The 25787-nt window shown below is 40.3% G+C and carries 22 protein-coding genes and 2 pseudogenes; 11 read left to right on the top strand and 13 right to left on the bottom strand.

Going from position 1 to position 25787, the window contains the following annotated elements; translation table 11 throughout:
- The first annotated feature begins 154 nt into the window (after nt 1-154).
- Together IPK31_02565 and IPK31_02560 are read left to right on the top strand one after the other, a co-directional pair.
- On the top strand, nt 155-1246 hold the full coding sequence (locus IPK31_02565; GenBank protein ID MBK8086933.1) for an LptF/LptG family permease: 1092 nt from the start codon (nt 155-157) through the stop codon (nt 1244-1246).
- 96 nt (nt 1247-1342) lie between these two features.
- Nucleotides 1343-2667: pseudogene (locus IPK31_02560) on the top strand (citrate (Si)-synthase, eukaryotic).
- Nucleotides 2668-2745: 78 nt separating this feature from the next.
- Here the strand turns inward: IPK31_02560 and IPK31_02555 are convergent.
- A pseudogene (locus tag IPK31_02555) lies at nt 2746-4525 on the bottom strand (tetratricopeptide repeat protein).
- Nucleotides 4515-4895: a hypothetical protein gene (locus tag IPK31_02550; protein MBK8086932.1), complete on the bottom strand. Its 381-nt coding sequence runs from the start codon at nt 4893-4895 to the stop codon at nt 4515-4517. Before IPK31_02550 ends, IPK31_02555 begins: the two are co-directional and overlap by 11 nt.
- Before the next feature lie 319 nt (nt 4896-5214).
- On the opposite strand from IPK31_02550, the gene IPK31_02545 reads away from it, so the two are divergent.
- The 3 genes from IPK31_02545 to IPK31_02535 all read left to right on the top strand — a co-directional run bounded on the left by IPK31_02545 (nt 5215) and on the right by IPK31_02535 (nt 8488).
- Nucleotides 5215-6264 (top strand): terpene cyclase/mutase family protein, encoded by a 1050-nt coding sequence (locus IPK31_02545; GenBank protein MBK8086931.1) that lies wholly within the window; start codon nt 5215-5217, stop codon nt 6262-6264.
- 94 nt (nt 6265-6358) lie between these two features.
- Nucleotides 6359-7189: a hypothetical protein gene (locus IPK31_02540; GenBank protein ID MBK8086930.1), complete on the top strand. Its 831-nt coding sequence runs from the start codon at nt 6359-6361 to the stop codon at nt 7187-7189.
- Between the two features lie 180 nt (nt 7190-7369).
- A complete protein-coding gene (locus tag IPK31_02535) occupies nt 7370-8488 on the top strand; it encodes a Gfo/Idh/MocA family oxidoreductase (GenBank protein ID MBK8086929.1) in 1119 nt (372 codons plus the stop codon).
- A gap of 486 nt (nt 8489-8974) precedes the next feature.
- On the opposite strand, the gene IPK31_02530 is transcribed toward IPK31_02535, so the two are convergent.
- The 3 genes from IPK31_02530 to glmS form a co-directional block, all read right to left on the bottom strand.
- Nucleotides 8975-9820, bottom strand: a complete 846-nt coding sequence (locus tag IPK31_02530) for a Bro-N domain-containing protein (GenBank protein MBK8086928.1) — start codon at nt 9818-9820, stop codon at nt 8975-8977.
- Between the two features lie 23 nt (nt 9821-9843).
- The gene (locus tag IPK31_02525) at nt 9844-12051 is read right to left on the bottom strand and encodes a DUF4954 family protein (protein ID MBK8086927.1); all 2208 of its coding nucleotides are present in this window, start codon (nt 12049-12051) and stop codon (nt 9844-9846) included.
- 211 nt (nt 12052-12262) lie between these two features.
- Nucleotides 12263-14098, bottom strand: a complete 1836-nt coding sequence (gene glmS, locus IPK31_02520) for a glutamine--fructose-6-phosphate transaminase (isomerizing) (protein MBK8086926.1) — start codon at nt 14096-14098, stop codon at nt 12263-12265.
- 201 nt (nt 14099-14299) lie between these two features.
- Between glmS and IPK31_02515 the strand changes: the two genes are divergently transcribed.
- Nucleotides 14300-14590 carry a hypothetical protein gene (locus IPK31_02515; GenBank protein ID MBK8086925.1) on the top strand — a complete coding sequence of 97 codons (291 nt, stop codon included), beginning with the start codon at nt 14300-14302 and terminating at the stop codon, nt 14588-14590.
- Nucleotides 14591-14703: 113 nt separating this feature from the next.
- On the opposite strand, the gene IPK31_02510 is transcribed toward IPK31_02515, so the two are convergent.
- The 4 genes from IPK31_02510 to IPK31_02495 form a co-directional block, all read right to left on the bottom strand.
- Nucleotides 14704-15930 carry a hypothetical protein gene (locus IPK31_02510; GenBank protein ID MBK8086924.1) on the bottom strand — a complete coding sequence of 409 codons (1227 nt, stop codon included), beginning with the start codon at nt 15928-15930 and terminating at the stop codon, nt 14704-14706.
- On the bottom strand, nt 15930-17102 hold the full coding sequence (locus tag IPK31_02505; protein MBK8086923.1) for a penicillin-binding protein: 1173 nt from the start codon (nt 17100-17102) through the stop codon (nt 15930-15932). The genes IPK31_02510 and IPK31_02505 overlap by 1 nt, the downstream gene beginning before the upstream one ends.
- 89 nt (nt 17103-17191) lie before the next feature.
- On the bottom strand, nt 17192-17596 hold the full coding sequence (locus IPK31_02500) for a hypothetical protein (GenBank protein ID MBK8086922.1): 405 nt from the start codon (nt 17594-17596) through the stop codon (nt 17192-17194).
- Nucleotides 17593-20241: a hypothetical protein gene (locus tag IPK31_02495; protein MBK8086921.1), complete on the bottom strand. Its 2649-nt coding sequence runs from the start codon at nt 20239-20241 to the stop codon at nt 17593-17595. The genes IPK31_02500 and IPK31_02495 overlap by 4 nt, the downstream gene beginning before the upstream one ends.
- Nucleotides 20242-20364: 123 nt before the next feature.
- On the opposite strand from IPK31_02495, the gene IPK31_02490 reads away from it, so the two are divergent.
- From IPK31_02490 to IPK31_02470, 5 genes are read left to right on the top strand one after another with little or no spacing between them, the layout of a single operon-like run.
- Nucleotides 20365-20763 (top strand): hypothetical protein, encoded by a 399-nt coding sequence (locus IPK31_02490; protein ID MBK8086920.1) that lies wholly within the window; start codon nt 20365-20367, stop codon nt 20761-20763.
- 11 nt (nt 20764-20774) lie between these two features.
- Nucleotides 20775-21221, top strand: coding sequence for a polymer-forming cytoskeletal protein (locus IPK31_02485; GenBank protein ID MBK8086919.1), 447 nt, complete (start codon nt 20775-20777; stop codon nt 21219-21221).
- A gap of 37 nt (nt 21222-21258) precedes the next feature.
- Complete coding sequence (locus IPK31_02480; GenBank protein MBK8086918.1) at nt 21259-21438, top strand: hypothetical protein; 180 nt, start codon at nt 21259-21261, stop codon at nt 21436-21438.
- Nucleotides 21435-21839, top strand: coding sequence for a hypothetical protein (locus IPK31_02475; GenBank protein MBK8086917.1), 405 nt, complete (start codon nt 21435-21437; stop codon nt 21837-21839). The genes IPK31_02480 and IPK31_02475 overlap by 4 nt, the downstream gene beginning before the upstream one ends.
- Complete coding sequence (locus IPK31_02470) at nt 21832-22455, top strand: SprT-like domain-containing protein (protein MBK8086916.1); 624 nt, start codon at nt 21832-21834, stop codon at nt 22453-22455. Before IPK31_02475 ends, IPK31_02470 begins: the two co-directional genes overlap by 8 nt.
- Nucleotides 22456-22524: 69 nt before the next feature.
- Here IPK31_02470 and IPK31_02465 read toward each other — a convergent pair whose 3' ends face one another.
- From IPK31_02465 to sucC, 4 genes are all read right to left on the bottom strand, one after another.
- The gene (locus IPK31_02465) at nt 22525-23013 is read right to left on the bottom strand and encodes a GNAT family N-acetyltransferase (GenBank protein MBK8086915.1); all 489 of its coding nucleotides are present in this window, start codon (nt 23011-23013) and stop codon (nt 22525-22527) included.
- Nucleotides 23014-23186: 173 nt separating this feature from the next.
- Complete coding sequence (locus IPK31_02460; GenBank protein MBK8086914.1) at nt 23187-23627, bottom strand: CHRD domain-containing protein; 441 nt, start codon at nt 23625-23627, stop codon at nt 23187-23189.
- A 94-nt stretch (nt 23628-23721) separates the two neighbouring features.
- A complete protein-coding gene (locus tag IPK31_02455) occupies nt 23722-24345 on the bottom strand; it encodes a hypothetical protein (GenBank protein MBK8086913.1) in 624 nt (207 codons plus the stop codon).
- Between the two features lie 218 nt (nt 24346-24563).
- On the bottom strand, nt 24564-25775 hold the full coding sequence (gene sucC, locus IPK31_02450) for an ADP-forming succinate--CoA ligase subunit beta (GenBank protein ID MBK8086912.1): 1212 nt from the start codon (nt 25773-25775) through the stop codon (nt 24564-24566).
- Nucleotides 25776-25787: the final 12 nt, after the last annotated feature.

Raw genomic sequence — 25787 nt, 5'->3', positions numbered from 1 at the left:
AAGCCGGTAGTGAATACAGCCGGTAGTCATTAGTGGTTAGTCTTTAGTCTTTAGTGAATACAGGCTACCGACTATCGGCTAAAGACTACCGTCTTATTACTAAATCCCCTTAACACTTTCTTTTCCATTTTCTATCCTTACTTTGCAGCTTCTCATGAAGACCTTCGACTGGTACATATTAAGGACATTTCTCAAAACATTTGCCTTCCTGCTGCTGATCTTTACCATGATCACTGTGGCTGTTGATGCAAGTGAAAAAAGTGAGGATTTTGTAAGGAGCGGTCTCGGCTTTACCGATATAGTAACGAAATATTATTATGGATTTGTACCCCATATCATCAGTCTGCTGTTTCCTGTTTTTGTATTGATTGCTGTTGTGTTTTTTACCTCCAAGCTGGCGGGCAGAAGTGAAATTGTGGCCATGCTCAGTATAGGAACCAGCTTAGGCCGTTTACTGCGTCCTTATTGGGTTGGTGGAATTGTTCTTGCATTGATGCTTTCGCTGGCAAATCATTTTTTAATTCCTCAGGCAAATATCATCCGCACCAGTTTCGAGAACAGGTATATTGATATGGGCAATATCAACCGTCAGCAGAAGCAGTATCTCAACAATCTTCATTTCCGGGTTGATACGTTTACCTATGCAGGTTTGCGTAGCTATGATACTACTTCCAAAATCGGCAATGGTTTTTATCTCCAACGGGTAAAAGGAAACCAGGTAGTTTATAATATCCGGTCAGAAACGATTACATGGGATACCGCAAAAAAACAATGGAAACTTGAAAGCGCCATTGAACGGAAAATAAACGGCATGCATGAAGAAGTAAAAATGCTTCAAACAACCTATATGCGGCTTGGTTACCGCCCCGCTGATATTTCAGAGGATGAATATCAAAAAGACAAACTCAAAACACCTGCCCTCAACCGTTTCATCAGGCAGGAAGAAATCAGGGGCTCGGAAACTGTGAACGCATCAAAATTTGAACGGTACCGCAGGGACTCAAGCGCAGTTGCTGTTATTATCATGACCATGATTGCTGCTGTACTGGCCTGTCGGAAAATAAGGGGCGGAAGCGGCTTTCACCTGGCACTGGCCTTTGTTATTGGGGTTGCCTTTATCATATTTGATAAGTTTGCCATGGTATTTTCAACCAAGGGCAATCTGCCACCAATCATTGCTGCATGGATTCCCGACATCGTTTTTGCTTTTGTTGCCCTTTGGCTGTATAAAAAAGCACCTAAATAAAAGAAGTTTGCCAACTTTTCATACAGTTGAATGTTAATGAAGCGGTTGTTTAACTAACTTTGGCCATCTCCCGACCAAAAAAATAATTGTACGTCTATGGGTATTATGAAGAATCGCTTTATGGCTAAAACCGAAGCGGCAAATGCTGAAATTAAGGATTTGATCAAACAGCACGGATCAAAGGTTGTTGGTGAAGTTACCCTTGCCCAGGTGTACCAGGGTATGCGGGGAATTACCGGGTTAGTAACGGAAACCTCTTTACTCGATGCACAGGAAGGGATCCGTTTTCGTGGATATTCCATTCCTGAGCTGCAGGTAAAATTGCCCAAAGCTCCCAAAGGCGATCAGCCCTTACCGGAAGGTTTATTTTACCTGATGCTGCTGGGAGAAATGCCTGATGATGAAATGGCAGAACATGTAACAGATATCTGGCAACGCCGGAGTCATGTACCCAACCATGTATTTGCCGCCATTGATGCATTGCCGCTGAGCACCCATCCCATGACCATGTTTGTGGTTGGTGTAATGGCACTTCAAACAGAAAGCTATTTTGCCAAAGAGTATGCAAAAGGGTTAAGTAAAAAGATTACTGGGAACCTGTGTTTGATGATGCAATGATTTTGATTGCAAGGTTGCCACGTATAGCTGCCTATATCTACCGCCGTAAATATAAGAATGGCGAACATATTCATCCCAATGGTTTGCTCGACTGGGCTGGTAACCTTGCACATATGCTGGGTTATGAAGACAAAGAATTTATGGAGCTGATGCGTTTGTACATGACCATTCATGCTGACCATGAAGGTGGAAACGTATCTGCACATACAACCCATCTTGTTGGGTCTGCACTGAGTGATCCTTACCTGGCTTATGCTGCAGGTATGAATGGCCTGGCAGGTCCTTTACATGGACTGGCTAACCAGGAAGTGATCAAGTGGATTTATGAAATGGAGGAAAGCCTCAATACTGATTCACCTACCAAAGAACAGATTGCCGAGTATGTAAAGAAAACATTGAGTGAAGGAAAAGTTGTACCGGGTTATGGTCATGCGGTGTTACGTAAAACAGATCCACGTTATACTGCTCAGATGGAATTTGGCAAGAAACATATGCCTGATGATAAGCTGCTGAACACAGTGTGGAATATTTATGAAGTAGTGCCACCCATTTTACAATCAATGGGTAAGATCAAAAACCCATGGCCGAATGTGGATGCACATAGTGGTGCATTGCTGGTACATTACGGGATGGTGGAGTATGAATATTACACGGTACTCTTTGCCGTTAGCCGTGCCTTAGGTGTAATGGCCAGTTTGATCTGGGACAGGGCGCTTGGATTACCACTGGAACGTCCAAAATCTGTTACAACTGAGTTAGTGAAATTGTGGCTGGAAGGAAAAGATAATATTTGGGGAGAATAAAATTAAATTAAAGGATAGTAAAAAGCCGCTTCATAAAGAAGCGGCTTTTTTATGTTGAAACAAAGGCCCGTTTTTCAGTTAGGCTAAAAAATACATCTTCAATATTCCCCGGTTCTTCACTTCAATTTCTCCACGGTACTCGCATGGAAATTCATCTTTGATTTGCAGGTAAGTGATTTCAGATAAATTAATTCTTCCCGGTTCTGATTTGGATTCCATTCTTGAAGCGATGTTAACCGTATCACCCCAGATATCGTACTGCCATTTTTTGATGCCCACAATACCTGCTACAACAGGTCCTGTGTGTATGCCGATTCTTACATCAAAATGACTGAGACCATCTTCAGCATGCATGGCATTTCTCACCAGCTCAATCATTTCCTTTGCTGCCTGTATAACATTCCGTGCATGCGTTGGATTGGCTGTTGGTAAACCACAGGCGCACATATAAGAATCACCAATTGTTTTAATTTTCTCCAGCCCATATTTTGTGGTGATCTCGTCAAATCCCTTGAAATAATAGTCAATACTTTTTACCAGCTGAACGGGTTCAACATGCTCAGCTAATTTTGAAAAAGAAACAAAATCAGTAAACAACACAGTTACCTCATCAAACTTTACTGCATCCACTTTGCCGTTTTGTTTTAATTCCTTTGCTGTTTCAGCAGGAAGGATGTTGAGCAAAAGGCTTTCTGATCTTTTCTTCTCTCTTGAAATGGTTTTAAAGTACCAGTACAAGGTTCCTAACAGTACAATGGTTAAACCAAGAGTGATAAATACGGAAATCAGCATGATCCGCTGATTTCTTTTTCCTGGTTGAGCAGATCAACTTCGGTTTGTTTTTTTGATACTTCGAAATCAGTACGCAGTTCCGCCATTTTCTGCACCGACTTAATATTATTCACACTGTCTCTGTAGGCAATATAGTTTTTGTAATATTTAAAAGATTCTCCTGTGTTACCTGCTTTTTCATACAGCTCTGAAAGTTTGAGATTGGCATCACTGATCTGTTCTTTTAACCCGTATTTTTCTGCGAGTTGCAAACTCCGCTTCGCATAATTCATTGCTGTTTGCTGATCACCTTTTTGCAGATAGATATCGCACATGGAGATAAGATATACGCAGATGGGATAATAATCTTCTGATTTCTCCAGTATGATGATTGCTTCATTGATGTTTTTTTCAGCAAGTGTTGGTTGCCCGGTATTGGCATACACCATGCCGATATTGCCGAGACAGTAAGCTTTTCCCGTTAAGTACTGAACCCGTTCAAATATTTTTTTTGATTCTGTGAAATACAAAAAGGCGGAATCATAATTTTTGTTGTTAAGGAGTGCATCTCCTGCATTTAAAATGCTTGAAGCCAACGCAACGGTATCTTTAGATTTCCGAAGTGTGCTAATTGCTTTATGATAGTAAAGCATTGCATTTTATGATTATTGGAAACAGTATAAATATCAGCAATGGCACTATAGGCACTTCCTTCATGCGAAACCAAGTTCCCATTTTTAGCAACTTCAGAACTCTTGATAAAAGCTTCCAGTGCGGCATCCAGGTTGCCTAAAAGTCTATTTGTACTTCCTTTTTGAAAGTAGCCCTGAGACAGATAATACTTGTTATCATTTTGAAGGGAAAGGCTTATTAATTCTTCTGCATAGACTAAACCCAGTTTGTAATCTTTAATTTCGTTAAACGAGAGGTCGCTGAGCAATTCTAACTTTTCCACCCCCTTTAAGTTATCAGACTTATAAATTATTAACAGACTGTCAGCAATCCGTTGATCCTGGGCTGAAACAGAAAGTGTAATTAAGTAAAAAAAGCCTATTAGTAAATAACAGGCTTTTCTTTTAAACAACATAGTTATTTTTTGGTTGAATTCTTATTATAGGGTCGTAACTTTTTGGTTGTCCTGCACCATCTTTACCCAGCCAACCAGTGCCGCCTGTTACCCAGTTGATTGAATAAAGTTCTTCTGTGCCTGCCGGAAGAGCAGGATTAACGGTTCCCTGCCAGTTGCTGGTACCGTTTACCGGGGCGGGGTCAGGACTGAATACATCGGCAGAGTTGGGTTTTTCAACTATCCCGGAAATGCTTCCAACACCTGAACCCGGTCCAATTACCCAGGTTACCTGGTCACCCTGTGTTACATTGGTAATTCCCTGGTCTGACAAGGTTAAAATTCCTGTTGCAGGATCGCCTTTTGTGATTGTGATGATGATGTCACCCATAGTTGTAAATTTTGGTTGGTTAAATAAAACTCTTCCTTGTTCAATCAGTTCCTGATCGAATAAAATTCTTTATCTGTATTTCAGCAATTATTTACTTCAAAAAAAATATCACAGGGCATACAATTCAAACTGCATTAGCAGGTTGAAAAATTGAAACTGTATTCTGATGGGGTAGGGGAAATGAATCTCTTGCATCGATTCATCTGTAATGTAGAGAAATTGTTTTAAAGAACAAATAGTTTCATTGTAATTAATTTACCGGATACCTGTTTCAATTTTTCGAATCTTGATTTCAGAAAATTTTTGTAATTAGTGCTGAATGGAGTTTAATAAAGAGCTTAACGGTAAAGCAATAGACGCTGCAATAGAAAAAGGGATTGACTATCTGCTGTCCTGTAATAGCAGCGGAATGTGGAAAGGCTTTCCCACCCTGGCAGGCGAATCGGATATATGGGTAACAGGTTTTGTGCTGCCACATATTCAGAAACTATGTCGTCAAACAAAAGCAATCAATGAAGCAGAAAACTTTCTGTTACAGTCACGTCATGCAGATGGAGGCTGGTCGTACAGCAGCCATGTTCCTTCTGATGCAGATTCAACTGCATGGTGCCTGCAGGCATTGCAATCATGTAAAGATTTTACTGAGCCTGATGCAAAAAAAGCAACAACATTTTTGTGGAGTCATTTTACTAAAGGCGGAGTTTCAACGTACAGAGTTGATTCGGGCATACGTGAGTTTATTTCAGCACCTGCTGATGAATTTATTGCCGGTTGGACGAGTGCTCATCCGGATGTCTCCATTGCAGCTGTACTGGCAGATGCGCAAAATGAACAAGCAGCAGAAATCATCAACTGGTTAACTGAACAGCAAACAAACAAAGGCTTTATCAATTCATACTGGTGGAGAAGTCAGTATTATACAACCACGTTGTTCTTACGTGCCGCATCAAAAAAGGGATATCAATTATCAAATGAACATATTGGGTTGATCGCAGAGTCACTTGTTCGGGAACAATTAGCTGATGGCGGATTTGGTCTTGAATTATCAGCAGTCATGAATCCGTTTACTACTGCACTGGCTTTAGAATCATTTATACATTTATCTTATCTGGGTCAACAGATGGAAAGAACTTTATGTGGTAATGCATTGTTGTATGCTCAACAGGAAAATGGAAGCTGGACAGGTGATTATATTCTCCGCATCCCGGCTCCATATGTAACAGACCCCAACGAAGTTGCATCATGGAACAATGCAGATGGTGGTGGAAATTCTTTGATTGAAGATAAAGACGGACTGTTTGCAACTGCCATGAGTTGTTATGCGCTTAATTGCTGGCGAAATGCTGAAACAAAAAACAATTCTGTTTAATGGAATGGCAGAGTCACTTTCAATCGGCGTTCTTTGAAACCTGGCGAAGCGCAGGGTTACCCCATCACGATAATTTTTGTCAGCATATTATACAATGCTTGAACAGCGGGATAAAAAAATTGAATGGATTGAAAACTCATCTGGTATTGATCACAACAGGTTGTATGATGTATATGGTTTTGGTGTAACAGTGGGAAAAGTTTTTGGAGTGATGTTTGGCTTGACTGTTGAACAAACAACTCTCACAGCAGATTGGTGCGGACGTTTTAATTTAGGCATCAGTCTCTTTGATTATATCAGTGATGAACAGGATGGAGCAAAAAATATTACTTCGTTAAAAGTATTTCAATCGTTTAGTAAAGCAAATCATTCTGATAATCGCACACTAACTTCTTCAGAAGAACTGTTAAGCTATTTAGCAATCACAATTCTAAGTGATGTAAAAAAATCTACCTGCAAAGACAGCCTGTTAAAAGCAATGCAGCAGATGTTTGAAGCAGAGGATTTTATTTCAACAACGAAGCTGTCTGCAAATGCTGACCTGGATAAAATCAACAAAGCACTTTATTTGAAAAGTGCAGAACCCTTCAGGGTAATGGCTGAATATACTTCAGCAATGAAAGCAGTAACTGATCCCTCACTACTCAAACGTGCCGGTGCAATTGGAAAAGCGATTGGGTCTTGTTACTGGATGATTGATGATGCAAAAGATGTATGGATTGATCTGGAAGCCACTCACTGGAATTTATTTTTACATACAGCAGCAGAGGAAGATACAGGCATCTTTGCTCAACAGGCTACTGGCATACAAAAAATCATTTACTCAGTATCTGGGAACGATCCGGACATACACAAAACATTTCAGATCAAATTATCACACGGCTGGTTGATGCAGTCAGCAGAATGGAACTGTCAGAAGAAGTGAAAAATCATACACTTGGAATTGTATCTGCTTCTTTATGGCAGTGGTATCATTCTTAACAGGCAAGTACAGATTTGGTCCGGGCGGTATTGCATAAGCAAAAGCTTATAATTAATTTCATCCTGAAAGCGGGCATAACAATCAACAGCATTATCACTCAACCTTCTCATAAAAATTTCAGTTATGAATACACGTCGTGACTTTTTGCAAAAACTGACCGCCTCGGTATTTGCATTACAACTCTCACCAGGGAAAGGCATTGCTGAGTTTAATGATTTGCACAATACTCCTTATGATGGACCTGTTTTAAAAGTTGCCATCATGGGCTTCGGCAGTTATGGAAATCGTGTGGCAGAAGCAATGCAGGCATGTAAAATGGGGAAGCTAACCGGAGTGATCAGCGGCACTCCGTCTAAAATTAAGGACTGGCAAAACAAGTATGGTATACCTGATGGTAATTGTTACAACTATGAAAATTTCGATGGCATTAAAAACAATCCCGAAATAGATGCAGTGTATATTATTACTCCCAACGCCTTGCATCATAGCCAGGCGATACGTGTTGCCAAAGCAGGGAAGCATGTGATCTGCGAAAAGCCAATGGCTGTTAATGCAAAGGAAGGAACTGAGATGGTTGAGGCCTGTAAAAAAGCAAATGTAAAACTGCTTGTTGGGTACAGAATGCATTTTGAACCGAAGACACTGGAGATAATTCGTATGCGGAAAGAAGGAGAGTTAGGTAAGATTTTATTTTTCCATGGATTGTGTGGATTTAGAATTGGTAACCCCACTCAATGGCGCTTAAACAAACAACTGTCGGGTGGAGGTGCTATGATGGATATAGGAATTTATGCTGTGAATGGTGCAAGGTATATGGTTGGTGAAGAACCGGTTTGGGTAACGGCGCAGGAAACCAAAACCGATCATGAAAAGTTTAAAGAAGGGGTTGATGAAACTATTCAGTTTCAATTTGGCTTTGCCAGCGGTGCAGTTGCATCCTGCCTTTCAACTTATAGTATGAATAATCTTGACCGCTTTTTTTTAAACGCAGAAAAAGGATTTGCAGAATTACAGCCTTCTACAGGGTATGGCCCAATTAAAGGAAGAACCGGCAAAGGTGAATTAACTCATCCGCATGTAACCCATCAAACTGTACAGATGGAAGAAATGGCCGCCATTATTCTTATGGGTAAACAACCTGTTGTACCTGTTGATGGTGAAGAAGGAGCAAAAGATTTAAAAATTATTGATGCTATTTACCTCGCAGCTAAAACGGGAAAAAAGATTGAGTTGAAATGGTGACAGTGGTAAGAGAATGCAGTGCCCGTTAAAAGTTTTCCTGAAGCATTATTTGTTACAGCTTTTTGCGCTGCTCTGTTTTTAGCGATGATTTTTTTGTTCATAATCCTGCAGCAGTTTCCAATGTATGATTCAAGGCTTTCTTACTTAACCAGTCGTCGTGACGGGGATAATAAGATTAGGATCTTTAAATTTCTGCTGAATCTTTTTGATGGTTGCCGGCCATTCTTTTGTATTGGCATCTCCTAAATTACTAAGATATGTTGCTTCGATGCTTTTGATAAAACAACCTACATACCACGCTGCTATAAAGGCCTTGACCTTGAAATTCAGGCACAAGAAGCCAGCGCTTTTACCTGCGCATCGTTCTTGCGCTATTTTGTGCAGGATAAAAGAATTTTCTTCCAGCTTTCGTAACCAAAATTGTTTACCAACAATTCAATAGTTCCATGTCTGCCGGGCTCCTGAATATAAAGGTTGAGAAAGATTTTATTTTGTTTTGTTTTCTTTACCCTTTTTAAGTTGCAATTCAGATTTTGCATTTAAAGCAGTAACTACTTTTTTACCCGTTCTTGCTTCCAATTCCTTTCTTGCTACTTTAGCAACATTACCGCCTTGCTTCGCCACTTTTTTACTGTCTTCAAAAGTTTCAGGGTTTACAGCCTGAGAAATATCTTTGGTTGAAGCTTCAGCAAGCATGTTTAATATCAATTCAGTATTGGTCATATTATCCCGCAGGTTTTCCTTTTTCAGCCCTTTCAGTATTTTGTATTCTTTGGTTGTTTTATCTGCCCATTCTTTAGTTATAATATCGGTAAGAGTTGCAAATTGAACACCTTGTTTCAGACCTCTTTTCCTCCATTCATCGGTAAGCTCTTTCCTGATCTCAATACTTTTTAAGCGTTGATTAATCCAGTTTTCTGAATAGCCCAATTTCAGATATTGTTCTAATGCCCTGTCAATAGTCAGTTCAGGGTCTTGCATTTCGTCTAAACGTTCGGATGCAATCTGTGCCAGACAGAGTTTAAAAGGTTCTGCTTTTGGCGATGGGATCGATTGTACCAGTCTGAAAAGCTGTTCGGTATCGGCAACATCAGTCATTCTCATTTTGCCATCAGCTGCCAGCATTTTCAACCCGTGACAGTTCGTCACGGTTTCATTTCCTTCTTCTTTAAGCCGTTGTTTCAGCTTTCTCCAATATGCATTTGGGTCAACGCTTTCAGTAAGAATTGCAATTACATCAATAATGGATAAATACCATTTCTCCTGTTCTGCATCCCAAATGGTTCTTACTTTTTTATCTTCAAATATTTTTATGGCGTTATCCTTTTCTATCATATTAGCAAGTTTTTCAATTATTACAACTTAAACCCCTTCAAAATCTTCTGCACTCTTGCTTTGGTTGTTTTTAATTCATCCTGCTGCTGCAGGATAAAGGAATTCTCTTCCAGCTTGCCTGTTACCATATCCATTTCGGCTTCATTTTCGTACACCATTTTACGGAAAGGATTGGTATAATCTTTAGCTCTTGAATCGTAAATACCTTTTACCATCCATACTTTGGTTGCAATGTATTGCTGTAAGGAATCTTTCAGTAATTCTTTGCTGAGCTGTTTGCTGCCTGTTAATTCAAACAGGGAAGCAAGGGCATGAGAGAGTTTGTTATTGCTGTAAGCAGTTCCTTCAGCTTTGTAAAACGCATGTACGGCATCCCAGCTTTTAATTTTACCGGATGTGATCTTTTGTTTCAGTTTATCAAATTCTGTTTCTTCAATTAACTGTCCGCCTGCATTGATCCAGTTGCTGCGTTTTTGTTTTTTGGGAAGAAGCTTTATCAGTTGATCAAAGCTTTTGCATTTGGTTTCTTCAATCAGCTTCAGTGTTTCCTGCATGGCATAGTAAACAATCAGTTCTTTAAAAAGCGTATAGCTTTTCTGCACTTTCAGCAGCACTACTTTACGGTTGCTGTTTTCAAAACCTGTTGCTGTTATTTCGAGATGGGTTAATTCTTTATCATTTGCATTCAGTGCTTTCTTGCCGGCTTTACTATAATCTGCATCTGTATATTTTTTTGCAGTAGATTGTTTGTGCAGAAATGCTTTTCCTGTAAATAGTTCCATCAGTTTCAGTGTATCAAAAATTTCATTCACACTGTCGGGTGCGAGGAAATCATATTCGAGTGTTTGTGTTTTATTGTTTCGTTTATCACGGTCAATATATTTCCATGCATTGCGTGCCAGTGCATACATATTGTATATGAACCAGTAACCCGGCATAATGTTCAGCTGGTTCTTTGATTCATCGTTACTCACCAATGCAAACGGAATGGGAATATTTAGTTCGGAAGGGTAATCGCCTTTTGCAAGCAGTGTGAAGCTGGCAAATTTTGTATTGTGTTTAATGCTTACACAAAGCCCCGGCCAGAAACCACGACCTGCAATCAGTTCACCATCGGCACTGCGGCTGTTATGATTACTGCCAAGTGTTGCACCGGCTGCAATATTGCTTTGTCCCATAACAGTTGCCGCACATAAAAAGGAATTGTTGTGATGCTGTTCATGTGCAGGAAAGATGAGTGAGTTCAACACTTCGCAACAGGAGATAGTTGCATTGTTACCGAGATAAGAGTTAATGAGCCTTGCTCCGTATTTTAATTGTGAATTCGAAGCCATGTAAAAACGCACAGCTTTTACACCGTAGAATGCACGGCAGCCTTCTTCCATAATGCCATTCACAAGTTCACAGCCTTCACCTACCTGCGATGTTGCTGTTGCGGATGAATCGATGGTGAGGTTTTTCAGTTTGTTGGCACCTTTTAAATAAGCATCTGTTCCCACCCATACATCTTTTATAATGGAACAGTTTTTTATCACGGTACGGTCGCCCACTTTTCCATAGTAGCCACGCAGTTTATCAAATTTCAATTCTGTAAATTCTTTCAGCTTGTGCTGCAGTACTTCATTATCCCTGTTCCTGCTCCAGAGCCAGGCATCACCTGCCAGCATTCCATTAAAGGGAATAATTTTTCTTCCGGCATTTTCATTGCATACTTCCAGCCAGATACGGATTCGTTCATCTTCACCATCTTTTAAAATACCGTTACCGAATTTGGCATAATCAGTAGTGCCCATTTCATGCACATTGTTAATGATTACTTCATTGCCGATGATATAGTGGGAGAGATAATGTACGTTGTCAATTACTACATTGTCGCCAAAGTCGCAGCTGATGATGGTGCTGTTGTATAAACCCACCTGGAGTTTCACCGAATGAAACTCAAGAAAGTAAGGCTCCAGTTTTCCTATACGAACCAAACCAAAGAACTTACAGTTCTTCACTAGCTCAGGATTAAATGAATCAGATACAAGAATTTTATTCCAGTTGTCGGATGCATTCCTGTTTCGTACCAGCACTTCTATTTCAAGTGCTGTAAGCTTGCGGTAGTTGATACCGCTGCGGTTTTGTTTATTGCGTAAATAATATTCGTCCTTTCCTTTGGGAAGATAGTTGGCAGCAATAAAATTGTAACCGATTTCGGAAAGTGGTTTTTTTATAATGGGGTTCATGATAGTTTGTAGTTTATCAACTCTGTTGTAATATTTAGCTTTGGAATATTTATTCATCAAGGCTTCGACAAGCTCAGCCTGACAGCACTTTGTCACATTGAGCTTGTCGAAATGTTGACGGGCTATTGACTATGACGCTGAAAATATATTCAATAGTACAATATAAAATCATCTAACCAGATTTACAGATAGAGTGACTATAAACCACAAACTATTCAACCGTTACACTCTTCGCTAAGTTTCTTGGTTTGTCAACATCCACACCTCTTGTAATACCCATATAGTAACTTAACAACTGTAAGGGAATGGTGCTGAGCAGGGGCGCAATAATTTCATCGGCAGCGGGTACATAAAACACATCATCTGCCAGGCCGGGAATTACATCGTCACCTTCAGTGATTACTGCAATAATCTTTCCCTTGCGTGCTTTTATTTCCTGCATGTTGCTTACAATCTTTTCATGATAGCTGTCTTTTGTTGCAACAAACACGACAGGTAAATTTTCATCTACCAAAGCAATGGGACCATGTTTCATTTCAGCAGCGGGATAACCTTCTGCATGGATGTAAGAAATTTCTTTCAGCTTTAATGCACCTTCTAATGCAATGGGGAAATTATATCCACGGCCCAGGAACAATGCATCGCCTGCGGTTTTATATTTTTCTGCAATTACTTTCAGCAGATCAGCACTCTTTAAAATTGCATCTACTTTTTCAGGAACTGCATCGAGTTCGAGTAATAAGTTAGTGTAACGTTCATCACTGATGCTGCCTTTTTCTTTTGCAATTTTCAAAGCCATCATCATGATAACAGCAAGCTGCCCTGTAAATGCTTTGGTTGACGCCACGCCAATTTCCGGTCCTGCATGTGTGTAAGCACCACCATCACTGATACGTGCAATGGATGAACCAACCACATTCACAATTCCAAAAATGATGGCACCGTTTTCTTTGGCACGTTCAATGGCTACTAATGTGTCGGCTGTTTCACCACTCTGGCTGATGGCGATAATTATATCACCTTTATTTACAATCGGGTTTCTGTAACGGAATTCACTTGCATATTCCACTTCAACCGGAATGCGGCATAATTCTTCAATCACATATTCAGCAAGTAAACCTGCATGCCAGCTTGTACCGCAAGCTATGATGATGATGCGGTTGGCATTTTTAAAATGTTCAATATTCTTCATTACACCACTCATGGTGATGGTTCCTGCTGCTGCATTCAGTCTTCCACGTAAACAATCATGGATGGTGGATGGCTGTTCAAAAATTTCTTTCAGCATGAAATGGTCGTAGCCGCCTTTTTCAATGGCCGCCAGTTCCATATCGAGTTTAGTAATGAAGGGAGTTATTTTTTCATTACCCAGGTTTTTCAGAATGAGTTCATCTGGTTTTACAATGGCCAGTTCATAATCGTTTACATACACCACTTCTTTGGTGTACTCAAGCATGGGGCTTGCATCACTGCCTAAAAAATGTTCGCCTTTGCCTACACCAATTACTAAGGGACTTCCTTTTCTTGCGGCAATGATGGTGTGAGGATCGTCTTCATCAATTAATAAAATACAATAGGCACCGGTAATTCTTTTTAATGCAACCCGAACAGCTTCTTCCAGATCGCATTCATTATTCTTCTTAATGTCTTCAATAAAATTCAGGAGCACTTCGGTATCGGTATCGCTGGTAAACGTATAACCGTTGTTCACCAGTTCTTTTTTGATCTGTGCATAGTTTTCAATGATGCCATTATGAATCATGGCCAGTTTTCCGCTTGCACTTGTATGCGGATGTGCATTCCTGTCGCTTGGTTCACCATGTGTTGCCCAGCGAGTATGCCCGATGCCAATATTGGAGTGCAGATTTTTACCCAGGATACTTTCTTCCAGGTCGGCCACACGGCCTTTCTTTTTATACACTTTCAGTCCGCCGTTTAATAAGGCCACACCCGTACTGTCGTAACCACGGTATTCTAAACGTTTTAAACCGGTGATGACAATTGGATACGCTTCACGGGGACCGGTATAACCTACTATTCCACACATAGATGATTGTTTGTTTCAGGTTGCAAAGATGCAAAAATAAGCGGCAGGACGGTAGAAGTGAAATTATTCGGGATTTCTGCTGAAAACATTGTTCAAAGCTTTCACATTTCCTTATTAATCATTTTAGCATTTACAGCATCAATAGTACAGAAAGGAGTAACAAATGAGGCGATTGGATGATTTACATTAAAACAGAAGAACATGAACAACTCAATTCACATCACCACAGTGCTTGACGAACCCGACTTGCTTGATTTTATGGTTGAACGTCTGGCTTACCGCCGTACAGATATAGGTTACGGAAATCAGAAAGTGCCTGAGAATACAGAGGCACTGGAAACATCTTCTGCAACTATTTACCTGAGTGGTACAGTTGCAGTTGCTGAGCAGGATGAACAGGTGAACATGCCTTTTATCACCAGTTTTCTGTTTACCTGTATTAAAGGAACAGATGGTATTTATAAATTAGTGTGGAGCAGTTCTCTATCATAAAGTAAGCCGGGAAGACGGCAAGGTGGTAATTATTGAAAATTAAAATTCATTTTCTTTCCGACCTTCCCGGCTGTAATTTCTTTCAGATATTCTTTGCTTAATTCTTTTGTCTGTTAATTGCCACCCGGTTTTGGATCATTTTTCTTTTTCTCGTCTTTCTTTTTTGTATCCGTTGCTTTCTTGTCTTTATCACTTAACACTGCAGGTGTTTTTATTTCTTCTTTTTTTGGCTCAGGTTTTTTCTCTTCTTCTTTCTTTGCTTCCTTCAATACTTTTTCTTCTTCACTTAGCTGCGATTCAGGTCCGAGGTTTTGACCTGGTTCTAATTTCAAATCACCATAGTCTGCCGAAGTGCCATTACCTGCATCAGGATTTTCAGCATCTGGTTCATTACGGTATTTCTCTGCAAAGTTTTCGTAGTCCATAAAGGTTTCCACCCTCATACTTTCGGGCTGTACAAATTTTGCATCTTTAGAAATGCCCAGTGTTTTATCAGCATATACTTTTTCAAAGAAGTATCCCCAGATAGGAAGTGCAGTACGGTTACCTTCACCCACCATCTTTAAAAACGGATCATCACAACCAACCCACCCACCTGCCAGTAACTGTGGATTGTAACCAATAAACCACGTATCTGTATTATCGTTGGTTGTACCTGTTTTACCTGCTATTTCACCGGTAAGACCCATGCCACGCAAACGGCGTCCTGTTCCGATATCAACAACTCCCTGCATCATCTTTACCATGGTAAATGCAGCTGCTTCACTCATTACTACTTTCTGTTCGGGAGCAAAGCTCTGCAGAATATTTCCGTTACGGTCTTCAATACGTGTAATGTAAACAGGTTGGGTACTCATGCCGTTTGTCGGGAACATGGTATAAGCCTGCAGCATTTCAATTACGCTGATATCAGCACTGCCCAATGCAATAGAAGGATAAGGCGGCATATTACTTTTGATCCCTGCATTCTGCGCAAATGTGATAACACTCTTTACACCAAACTGGTTCATTAAGTATGCAGCACCGGGGTTTTTAGAATAAGCAAGACAGATGGCCATTGGTCCGCCGGTACCGGTAATCATTTTACCGCCGAGGTTTATCGGGCCATTAGGTAAAATGCTTTCCGGAGTATATCCATTTTCAACTGCATATGCATACAGGATTGGTTTAAATGTTGAACCAACCTGTCGCTTGGTATTGATATTAACGTGATCGAATTTGAAATTCTTAAAGTTTACTCCGCCCACCCATGCTTTTACTTCGCCGGTGAAAGGATCCATCACCATAAAACCTGTTTGAATGATCATCTTATGATAGCGGACTGAATCATAAGGAGACATTATTGTATCTGTATATCTTTTGCATTCCATGCAAATACTCTCATTTTTACTTTTGTTCTGAAAGCTTTGCGGATGATTTCTTCACTGGCACCTTCTTCTTCCATTTTTTTCCAGCGGTCACTTTCCTTCATTGCCCTTTCCAGAATTTTTTCATGTCCTTTCCAGATGCTGTTGTCTTTCACCCAGGGTAAGGTCCAGTAGTTTTTCTGCAATGCACTCATATGTTTGGCTACTGCTTCTTCAGCATACAACTGCATACGTGGGTTAATGGTGGTATAGATCTTTAATCCATCACGGTAGATATTGTAATTTTCGCCATTACTTTTTTCATGTTCCTTGCACCATTTCTTCATCTGGTCTCTTAATACATCACGGAAGTAAGGAGCAAGCCCTGTACTTTCATCGAGCTTTTTATAGTTGAGCCTGATGGGACTGTTTTTAATTCTGTTCCCTTCTGCTTCTGTAACAAACTTATTCCGCACCATATCATTGATCACTGCATTGCGTTTCTGCATGGCACGGGGAGGAAAGATTCTTGGATTGTATGCATAAGGTGCATTCACCATTCCTACCAGCAATGCAGCTTCTTCAACTGTAACAAGTGATGGTTCTTTCTGGAAAAATGTTTTGGATGCATTACGGATACCAAACACATTGTCGCTGTATTCAACTGTATTGAGATAAAGAGCAATGATTTCTTCTTTGGTAAAATTGCGTTCCAGTTTTACAGCAATGATCCACTCCTGAATTTTTTGAATGGTTCTTGCAATTTTATTCTTGGCTCTTTCTCTAAAGAGGTTTAATGCCAGCTGCTGGGTAATGGTACTGCCACCGCCATCGGTTCCCAGTTTTGAAATAGCTCTTGCCAGGGCACGGCCATCAATACCGGAGTGATCATAAAAACGTTCATCTTCTGCAGCAATCAATGCATTGACAATATTCTTCGAAATGTCTTTGTATTCAACATTGGTTCTGTCTTCAGTGTAGAACTTCCCCATCATTGTTCCATCTGAAGCAATGACTTCACTGGCTAGAGAAGCAGAAGGGTTTTCCAATTCTTCCAGGGAAGGCATTTTGCCGAAAACACCAAAATTGGCCAGGATCACAATAAGTATAAAAGTTCCAAGGCCAATAAAGAAGGCACGCCATAAATATTTAACGGATGTACGCATATAATCAGGTTGTATGAGATGCGAATGAGAGCAAATTCAATACCAGACAAATCTAAAACAATTCGGGGAGCGGAATTAAAGAAGAATTCCTAAAATTTATCCTTAATATACTGGCGGATAAACAGCTTGTATTCCTCCATATTACGGCGGGTTTTTAACATATCCAGGTTGCGGACAGAGATAATGATAAAATTATATTTATCAGCCGGGAGCCACGGAACGATCTGTTTGGCATTTTTCTTCAGCTCTTCCATATAACTCAGCGATGCAGATACATCAGGAAAACTGCCCAGATCCATATAGCTGAGGTCTTTATCTCCTTCGTAGGTATTGATGCTGATGGTTTCGGTAGTATGATTGCTGGAGTTATACCGGAGAAATGCATTTTTTGATTCAGAAATGTAGATAGGATCAACGGCATCAAAGTACATCATCACCACATACGGCTCATTGGGCGAGTAGATATACGCCATTTCAATCTTACCTGTTTTCAATGGTTTAATGCTTGTTGTATCTGTTGTGGGTTTATTGCCGATGGTAACTTTTCCTGCGTTGCTGCGATCCTGTTTTTCGTTGCCGGTTTTTTGCACAGGTGCCTGTGGCTTTGTGATGTTGGCATTATTCTGTGCAGGATTGTTGTAACAGCAATTTTATTGGTTGAATCTTTCAGGATCTGCTGATTGGTCATGTTTACTTTCGGTCCGTCATCAAACGGAATGTAAACACTGTCTTCAGTTTGGCGAACGATATTTGCGTTGGTGAGATAATTTTCAATCTCTGCTCTTCTGCTTACCACATCTTTCATGATGGTTGCTTTTTCAGCAATAGGAGTGCCGGGAAAATTGATTTCAATATTGGTTAAGGTTATAATAGCAACACTGTCGTTTTTTTGTTTGATATGATAGAGCGATTCAATGTACAGCAGCTGTGGAGTCCAGTAGGATTTACCAAAGCTTGAATCAGCTTTTTTCTTTTGCTCCAGTGCTTCCTCAAAATTTCCTGCAATGAAATTGTTATAGATCTGTTCGTAAGCAATTGTTTTTGCATCTTTTGCCGCAGTGCCGGGATTTTTTGAATCGTTGATTTTTTTTACAAAACTTCCTGCCGGATAATTTTGATTGAGCTGTGTAAGAAAGTAAGCAGCTTTTTCTTTATTACCTGCTTTGAGATGGCAGTAATACAAATCAAACAGCAGCTCTTCTGATTTGCTGTGGTTGCTGAAGCGCTGATAGATTTCTTCAAACACAATTGCAGCCTGTGTATAATCTTCCAGTTGATTTTTATAAATGGCTCCCTGCTGAAGTAATGCATCCATGATGCGTTGATTCGAAATCAACAGCTGTGCTTCTGTTAAAGGCAGATTCTGTTTCAAGCCATCCACACTCAAGTCAGATTCCGGAATAGCAGCAGGATCAGTTGGTTCTCCTTTTATTGATTGATTTCTATTCGGGCTTTGTCCAATCATTACATCAATCACCGACTGTCTTCTCCAGTTGTCAATATTCGGACGTTTGCCCCAACGGGAAACAAAATCAGTATAGCCTTTTGTTTTCTGTGCTGCATTATAGAAATACCAGCTGTTGCCTGAACCAGTTGAAGTAAAGATGGGTGCATTCTGATCCTCGTTACCCATTGAACCTCCACCTGTATAATTCACTTCTTCTTTTAATCCCCGTTCTCTTCTTATTTTCCTTACCAGTGTTTTCAGGTAAGCATCCATTTCTTTTTCGGGCATTTTGGCAACTGCCTGTAAACTGTCCTGTCTTTTTACAACATTCATTTGTTCTACCAGATCTTTTAATATCTGTTGTCTCAATTGCAATTTTGCTGACTGCTCTGTTAAAGAAGGGTCCTGGAAATTCAAACTGTCATAACAATTGGAAGCGAATGTATAATCTCTTTGTGCGTAAGAAATATCAGCCAGTTTTAAATAAGCCTGGTTTTTTACGGATGTATTTTCAGTGCTGTAGGTAACACTTTTCATCAGCAATGTTCTTGCCTGTGCAGTATCACCTAACTGCAATGCCATGCCTGCAGCAGAGTAGTAGAGGATATCTTCAAAACCATCAAAGCGCTCTTTCTTTGAAAGCTTTACCAAATCAGCCAATGTTTCTGTAATGGAACTGCCGCCTTCTTTTTTTACAAGCTGTGCTTCATAAATACGTGCATGAATATAAAGAACAGGGTCAGTGGTATGTGATTTTGCTTTATTAAAATAAGTTGAAGCAGCTTCTGGCTGATTGGTTTTTGCATACAGCTGTGCCAGTAAATATTCCCAGCGTGCCAGTTCGGTTTTATCAGCTGCAACAGGTAAGGCACGTTGTAAAAAATAAGCAGTGCTGTCCCATTGTTGCTGTTGATAAAAGACAAAAGCCTGTACTTCATCTAATTTATTGTGCAGCCGTTTTGGGAAGATGGGATCTTTCCGTAAAAGATTTACCAAACTGTATGCTTCTGCATACAAACTGTCTTCTGCATAGGTTTTTGCCAGCCAGATCAGTGCATCGTTTCGGCTGGGAGGCTGTGTAAATACTTTTTGAATAACAGTATTCTTTTCTTTGCTGGCAATGTTTAATGAACCATTGCTTGAACGGTCGTTTGAGCCAACAACGATTGTATATTCATCTTTTCCTTTCGGGAAAAAATTGTAGTTGATGAATTGAAAAATGCGGTAGGCTGAATCAAACTTGCGCCAGTAGAAATAACTCTGGCCGATGAGCAGGTACATATTGTCAATATAACTGTTCCGCAAATCGTGCAGTACAATGCCGGCGGTTGCTTTGTACATGATTGAATCCAGCTCTGTAGAATCAACCGCCGTTGTTTTGGTTGAAAAATTATAAAAAGGCAGCAGCTGCGTATAATCATCTTTATGGCTCAGCTTTGCTTTTTCAACAATGGCATTTAATTTGACAGTAGCGTTGTAGTAAAAATTGTAATGCGTAACTGTACCCTGGTATAATTTCCGTGGAAGTGTGAATTTTTTATCATCTGTCTTCTCCGATCCAAGGGTTTTGTTCTCGTATTTTTTCGGTTTTATCAGCGGTAATGTAAAGTCTGGTTGAGCCGAAGCAGTGAAGCAGCCCAGCAGGAGAACTAAAAAAATCCATCTTTGTGTTGGTACCAGAATAAGCTGCATGCAGGCTGTGGGTAGTTTTTCTTTATAACTCAATACGGTCAAAAATATTTTAATTAAAGGTAAATTCACGAAGAATTTCTTTTTACCAACCTATAAACAGTAAATTTAAGCCTCATTTTACGTATGGCAAGATTAATTGATGCAGATTCCACGCTGAAACGACTCAGAAACCGGTACCGCCTGGTGGTAATGAATGATGATACTTATGAAGAGGTGGTGACCTTTAAGTTATCAAGATTGAGCGTATACATCACTCTTAGCACCATTTTTGTGTTATTGGTTGGGCTTACGGTGGCATTGATTACGTTTACCAACCTGAAGTATTATTTACCGGGCTATGGAACGCAGAGTCAGCGGAAAGAGCTGATCCTGTATAAAACAAAGATCGATTCACTGGAAAAAGCAAGTATACAGAAGGATATGTACCTGGAAAGTTTGAAGAAAGTGCTGTCGGGTGATGTGAAAACAACAAAAGATACTGCTACCCTTAAGATACCTGAAGTAGAAAAGTCAACTCAATAAACCGATCCTATATGTTCAACAGCAAATCCAATTCCTCCGGGAAAGAAACAACAACCACAGGTATGGCCACTATTATTGCTGGCGGTACCGAAATTCATGGCAACATTGAAAGCAAAGGCGATATCAGGGTAGATGGAACCCTTGTCGGAAATCTCACCACATCTTCTAAAGTACTGGTTGGTGCAAGCGGTATTATTACCGGCGATGTAATTGCACAGCAGGCTGATGTGCTGGGACAGATCAATGGAAATGTTCGTGTTGCAGAATTGCTTTATTTAAAAAACAACTGCGAAGTAAATGGCAATTTATTTGCCGGTCAGCTGCAGGTTGATGCCACTGCTTCGTTTAATGGTGAATGTCACATGGGCGCCACTGCTGTTTCAAACAGTACAGGTTCAATGGCCAATGTGGTGGGCATCCATAAAGAGCAGATGAATGCAGTCGCCAACGACCAATAAGCAAAAAAAAGAAACACGATCTAATTCTTCTTACCTCATGCAATATGCGGGACTGGCCACCCAGTTGCTCGTTGCATTGGGCTTAGCTGTATTTTTGGGGCTGAAGGCAGATAAGTGGCTGAACATATCTTTCCCTTTGCTGGGATGGCTGGTTCCGCTGCTTGTTTTGCTGGCTATGTTTTTACGCATACTCAAAGACACATCAAAGAAGCCATGAGCAAAGAGAACCGTCGTTTATTTTTCCCACTGATTATTTTATTTGTAATACTGAATGGATTTTTTATAGCAGGAAAAAGCTGGCTCACAAAATATGGGATGAACCAGGATGTACTCATCATTGGTAATCTTATCCTGTTTGTTGTTTCGCTTGCCTCATTATACTTCCTGGTGTCAGGCTTTCTCCATAAAAATGTGCAGGTGTTTTTCAGAAGTGTGTATGGTTCACTCATGATCAAGATGTTTGTATGTGCAGCTGCTGTTGTTATTTACGCACTGGCCAACAGGGCCACCTTTAATAAACCCGCCCTCTATATTTGTATGGCATTGTATTTTGTGTATTCATTTATTGAAGTACGCATGATTTTCAGGCTGCTAAAGCAGAAGAAGAACAATGAGTAAACAGGAAGTTCCCTTACATGCTTTGCAGCAATATTTACCGGATGGTTCACTGGAACCTGTGCTGCAATACCTGCACCAGTACAAAATTCATTTAACTATTACCCGTGAACGCAATACGATCTTAGGCGATTACCGTCATGCCGTTGACCAGAAGAATCACCGCATCAGTGTAAATGGCAATCTCAACAAATTTGCATTCCTTGTTACATTGCTGCATGAAGTGGCGCATTTACTTGCCTTTGAAAATTTTGGTCACCGCATTGCGCCGCACGGAAAAGAATGGAAGAATGAATACAGTAAGATCCTTGCACTGTTCCTGTTAAAGAAAATCTTTCCTGCTGATATTGAAAAAGCATTGCTGAAGTCCTTACAAAATCCATCGGCCACCAGTTGCGGTGAAGAACATTTAATGCGTGTGCTGAAAAATCATGATGTAAGAAAAGAAGGTATTCTTTTGGTGGAACAATTAAAAGACGGGCAGCTATTCAAACTAAAAGATGGCCGTGTTTTTAAAAAAGGAGAGAAGCTTCGTAAAAGGCATAAAGCAATTGATGTAAAGAGTGGAGCTTTGTATTTGTTCAGTGGGGTGTATGAGGTGGAGGTGATGAGTGAGTGATAAGTTTTAAGTATAAAGCAGAATGATTCAATTCAAAATTATTACTTAACACCTGTTACATGATGTTTTTCACAACTTCTTCAGCATCCACCTGTCGCAACCAAAATGACCACTGTTGCCAAGTGGCCCATCGAGGTAAGTAAAGCCCATCAGTTCATATACTTTTAAAGCCTGTTTTAATTCGGGCATGGTTTCTAAATAGCATTGATTGTAACCATTCTGCTTTGCCCATGTAAGACAATATTCAATCAGTAGTTTGCCCAATCCTTTACCTCTTGCATTTTTGTGTAAGTACATTTTTACCAGCTCACAGGTTTTAGATGGTAAACCTTCTGTTGGAAAAATACCTCCGCCTCCCAGCAGCACTCCATTTTCTTCGGCAACAAAATAAGCACTGCCCTTTGTTTGAAAGAGTTCATACAAAGCATCAGTAGTTGGATCGAAAAAAACAGTGCCGGGTTTGTTGGCACCAAACTCAGCTAATGAAGTACGGACAATAACAGCAAGCCCTGCATTGTCGGCCGTTTGAATGGAACGGAGAGTAACAGTTGAAGACATGCCCAAAACTAAAAGAATACCGACACTGCAAATAAAATAATTCATTCTTTTTTCAGAATTATCTGCAGGCCGGTATTTAACCAAAAACAGAACTCAGCTAAAAAACAAAACAAGAAAAAACAGCTTCATGCTATGGCCATGAAGCTGTAATCCATCAGTGGAATTATTGTTAGTTATCGTTTCAGTAATTGACCTCTTATTTCTCCGCCAGGATAAAGTGTGCTGTGGAGGTTCACATAATAATTTGCTGTAACCAGGTCGTTTTCCTGATCGGCAGTAAGAGGGGAAGAGATATAATAAAACTCATTTGGTACCGGCACCCCGAAATTAAAAATAACCGGCCCGTTTACTCCTGCAGGTGCTTTGTGAATATGCCAGGCAGTTAACGGAGCTTTCAGATTGTTATAAGTAATTCTCAGTGTAAGAACTTTTGTTTCGGTATTATAATAACCAAGTGCAGAACCATAGCCATCAGAAACTCTTGCCGGAACTTCATTGGAAGGCAGTAAAATTGCCTGGTATTGAACCTGAACAACAGCAGGATCCTGCTTGCTGCACGATGAAATGGTAAATAGGGCAGCAACGGCGAAAGCGGATAGAAATACTTTTCTCATATACAGTTTTTCAGAAAACTACTTAAATGATTTTCCGTTACAAACTGTAACCTGCTGAATGGGAATTTTTGCTGTTTGAATCAGATAACAAAGCTTAGTATTCTTCTGAACCTTTGTATTGATCTTTTAAACCACCGCCAAATACAATCCCGATCTTTAAACCAAGATAGTTGTTGTTAATGAGCCCTGTTTTGTTGACAAAATTGTATTCAAGCCCGGCACGGAGATGCCATATTTCAACGCCAATTCTTGCAATACCGCCAAACTTCGTTTCAGTAGGTATTGTAACAGTTCCGCCGCCATCAGTTGTTCCTTCTATACCAACAAGATTATAGATTCCTGCACCGCCACCGATATATGGCCGTACTAAACGATTGGTAAAATAGTAATCTGCTGTACCAAGAAAGGAAAGACTTAATCCTGCTTCGCCATTGCCTGAAAACTCTGTACCGTTGCGGTCAATATTTCCACGGGCCATTGCAGTTGCTTCTGTGCGGATGCCGACAGATATACGGTCAAGCACATTCACCTTTGGTTCCATATATAACAATACACCTGCTTTCGCTCCTTTTCCTGCAGGACGGGCATAGCCCAAACCGGCATCTACTTTAAATGGTTTGTAATGATGTTCAATTTCATATTTAACCTGTGCAAAAAGGCTTAAGGATAATGTCAATGAAAAAAAAGTGAGAAGGATCTTTGTTGTAATTGATTTCATCTGTTCTGGATTTTGGTTTTGATTGATGCAGTTTTAATTTCAATGAACGTGCCATGCTGCAAAAATCATATAAGTAATTTCATAAAATATTCATAAGTATAAAACGAAAGCCATACGATTAACGTATGGCTTTCGTAAATTTTTCTGTAATATCTCGACTCCGCTCGATAGTTTTAAGCAACACTTCGACTTCGCTCAGTGCAAGCTACTCAGTATTCTTACGCTACTGCCTTCTTCACCAGTTCAGCTGCTTCGCTTAACTGGATAGCGCTCTGCACTTTTAAACCGCTTTCATCGATCAGTTTCTTTGCTTCCACTGCATTGGTTCCCTGTAAACGCACAATGATGGGAACAGTAATATCACCAATGCTTTTGTATGCATCAATTACACCTGCAGCAACACGGTCGCAGCGAACAATACCGCCAAAGATGTTGATGAGAATTGCTTTTACGCTCGGGTCTTTTAAAATGATTTTGAAACCTGCTTCCACTGTTTGTGCATTGGCAGTACCGCCCACATCGAGGAAGTTGGCTGGCTGTCCACCACTGAGCTGAATCATATCCATTGTTGCCATGGCTAATCCTGCACCATTCACCATACAACCCACATTGCCATCTAATTTAATAAAGTTGAGGTTGTGATTACCAGCTTCCACTTCAGTTGGGTCTTCTTCTGTTACATCTCTCATGGCTGCAACATCTGCATGACGGATAAGTGCATTATCATCTACATTCATTTTACAGTCAACTGCTATGATCTTATTATCTGCAGCTTTAAACAGCGGGTTAATTTCAAGCATACTGCAATCCAAACCAACATAAGCGTTGTACAGATTGGTAACGAATTTCACACAGTTCTTAAATGCTTCACCACTCAGGCCGAGATTAAAAGCAATCTTTCTTGCATGGACACCCTGTAACATACCGGACGGATGAACCCACTCTTTAAATATTTTTTCAGGCGTATCATGTGCTACGTCTTCAATGTTCATACCGCCTTCGGTACTGTACATGATAACGTTTTGTTTTTTTGTACGGTCGAGTAAGATCGACAGGTAAAATTCTTTGCGTTCAGTTGGTCCATCGTAATACATGTCCTGTGCCACCAAAATTTTGTTCACAACTTTACCGGCAGGCCCGGTTTGAATAGTTACCAGTGTGCCACCCAGGATGCCTTTTGCAAATTCAGTAATCTGGTCTAAATTCTTTGCCACTTTTACCCCATTGTAACCGGTTTCTTTTACGGTTCCTTTACCACGGCCACCTGCATGGATCTGCGCTTTCACTACGGCAAAGCTGCTGCCGCTCTGGTTTTTGATCTGGCGGTAAGCATCTTCTGCCTCATGTACCGTTCCGCAGGCAAAGCCTTCCTGCACGGGAACATTGTATTTTTTCAGTAATTCTTTGGCCTGGTATTCGTGGAGGTTCATATCGCAAAAAAT

This window comes from Chitinophagaceae bacterium, assembly GCA_016713085.1.
In the GTDB taxonomy this organism is placed as follows: Bacteria; Bacteroidota; Bacteroidia; order Chitinophagales; family Chitinophagaceae; genus Lacibacter.
Note: the sequence above shows the minus strand (reverse complement) of the source record. Positions and strands in the feature narration are given on the sequence as shown.

Excerpts from the sequence above, each read along its gene's own strand:
- IPK31_02470 (MBK8086916.1), top strand. The coding sequence starts at position 21,832 with ATGAGTAAACAGGAAGTTCCCTTACATGCTTTGCAGCAATATTTACCG.
- sucC (MBK8086912.1), bottom strand. The coding sequence starts at position 25,775 with ATGAACCTCCACGAATACCAGGCCAAAGAATTACTGAAAAAATACAAT.
- IPK31_02545 (MBK8086931.1), top strand. The coding sequence starts at position 5,215 with ATGGAGTTTAATAAAGAGCTTAACGGTAAAGCAATAGACGCTGCAATA.
- IPK31_02480 (MBK8086918.1), top strand. The coding sequence starts at position 21,259 with ATGCAATATGCGGGACTGGCCACCCAGTTGCTCGTTGCATTGGGCTTA.
- IPK31_02565 (MBK8086933.1), top strand. The coding sequence starts at position 155 with ATGAAGACCTTCGACTGGTACATATTAAGGACATTTCTCAAAACATTT.
- IPK31_02505 (MBK8086923.1), bottom strand. The coding sequence starts at position 17,102 with ATGCGTACATCCGTTAAATATTTATGGCGTGCCTTCTTTATTGGCCTT.
- IPK31_02490 (MBK8086920.1), top strand. The coding sequence starts at position 20,365 with ATGGCAAGATTAATTGATGCAGATTCCACGCTGAAACGACTCAGAAAC.
- IPK31_02515 (MBK8086925.1), top strand. The coding sequence starts at position 14,300 with ATGAACAACTCAATTCACATCACCACAGTGCTTGACGAACCCGACTTG.
- IPK31_02550 (MBK8086932.1), bottom strand. The coding sequence starts at position 4,895 with ATGGGTGACATCATCATCACAATCACAAAAGGCGATCCTGCAACAGGA.
- IPK31_02485 (MBK8086919.1), top strand. The coding sequence starts at position 20,775 with ATGTTCAACAGCAAATCCAATTCCTCCGGGAAAGAAACAACAACCACA.
- IPK31_02495 (MBK8086921.1), bottom strand. The coding sequence starts at position 20,241 with ATGCAGCTTATTCTGGTACCAACACAAAGATGGATTTTTTTAGTTCTC.
- IPK31_02455 (MBK8086913.1), bottom strand. The coding sequence starts at position 24,345 with ATGAAATCAATTACAACAAAGATCCTTCTCACTTTTTTTTCATTGACA.
- IPK31_02475 (MBK8086917.1), top strand. The coding sequence starts at position 21,435 with ATGAGCAAAGAGAACCGTCGTTTATTTTTCCCACTGATTATTTTATTT.
- IPK31_02460 (MBK8086914.1), bottom strand. The coding sequence starts at position 23,627 with ATGAGAAAAGTATTTCTATCCGCTTTCGCCGTTGCTGCCCTATTTACC.
- IPK31_02510 (MBK8086924.1), bottom strand. The coding sequence starts at position 15,930 with ATGTCTCCTTATGATTCAGTCCGCTATCATAAGATGATCATTCAAACA.
- IPK31_02535 (MBK8086929.1), top strand. The coding sequence starts at position 7,370 with ATGAATACACGTCGTGACTTTTTGCAAAAACTGACCGCCTCGGTATTT.
- IPK31_02465 (MBK8086915.1), bottom strand. The coding sequence starts at position 23,013 with ATGTCTTCAACTGTTACTCTCCGTTCCATTCAAACGGCCGACAATGCA.
- glmS (MBK8086926.1), bottom strand. The coding sequence starts at position 14,098 with ATGTGTGGAATAGTAGGTTATACCGGTCCCCGTGAAGCGTATCCAATT.
- IPK31_02540 (MBK8086930.1), top strand. The coding sequence starts at position 6,359 with ATGCTTGAACAGCGGGATAAAAAAATTGAATGGATTGAAAACTCATCT.
- IPK31_02525 (MBK8086927.1), bottom strand. The coding sequence starts at position 12,051 with ATGAACCCCATTATAAAAAAACCACTTTCCGAAATCGGTTACAATTTT.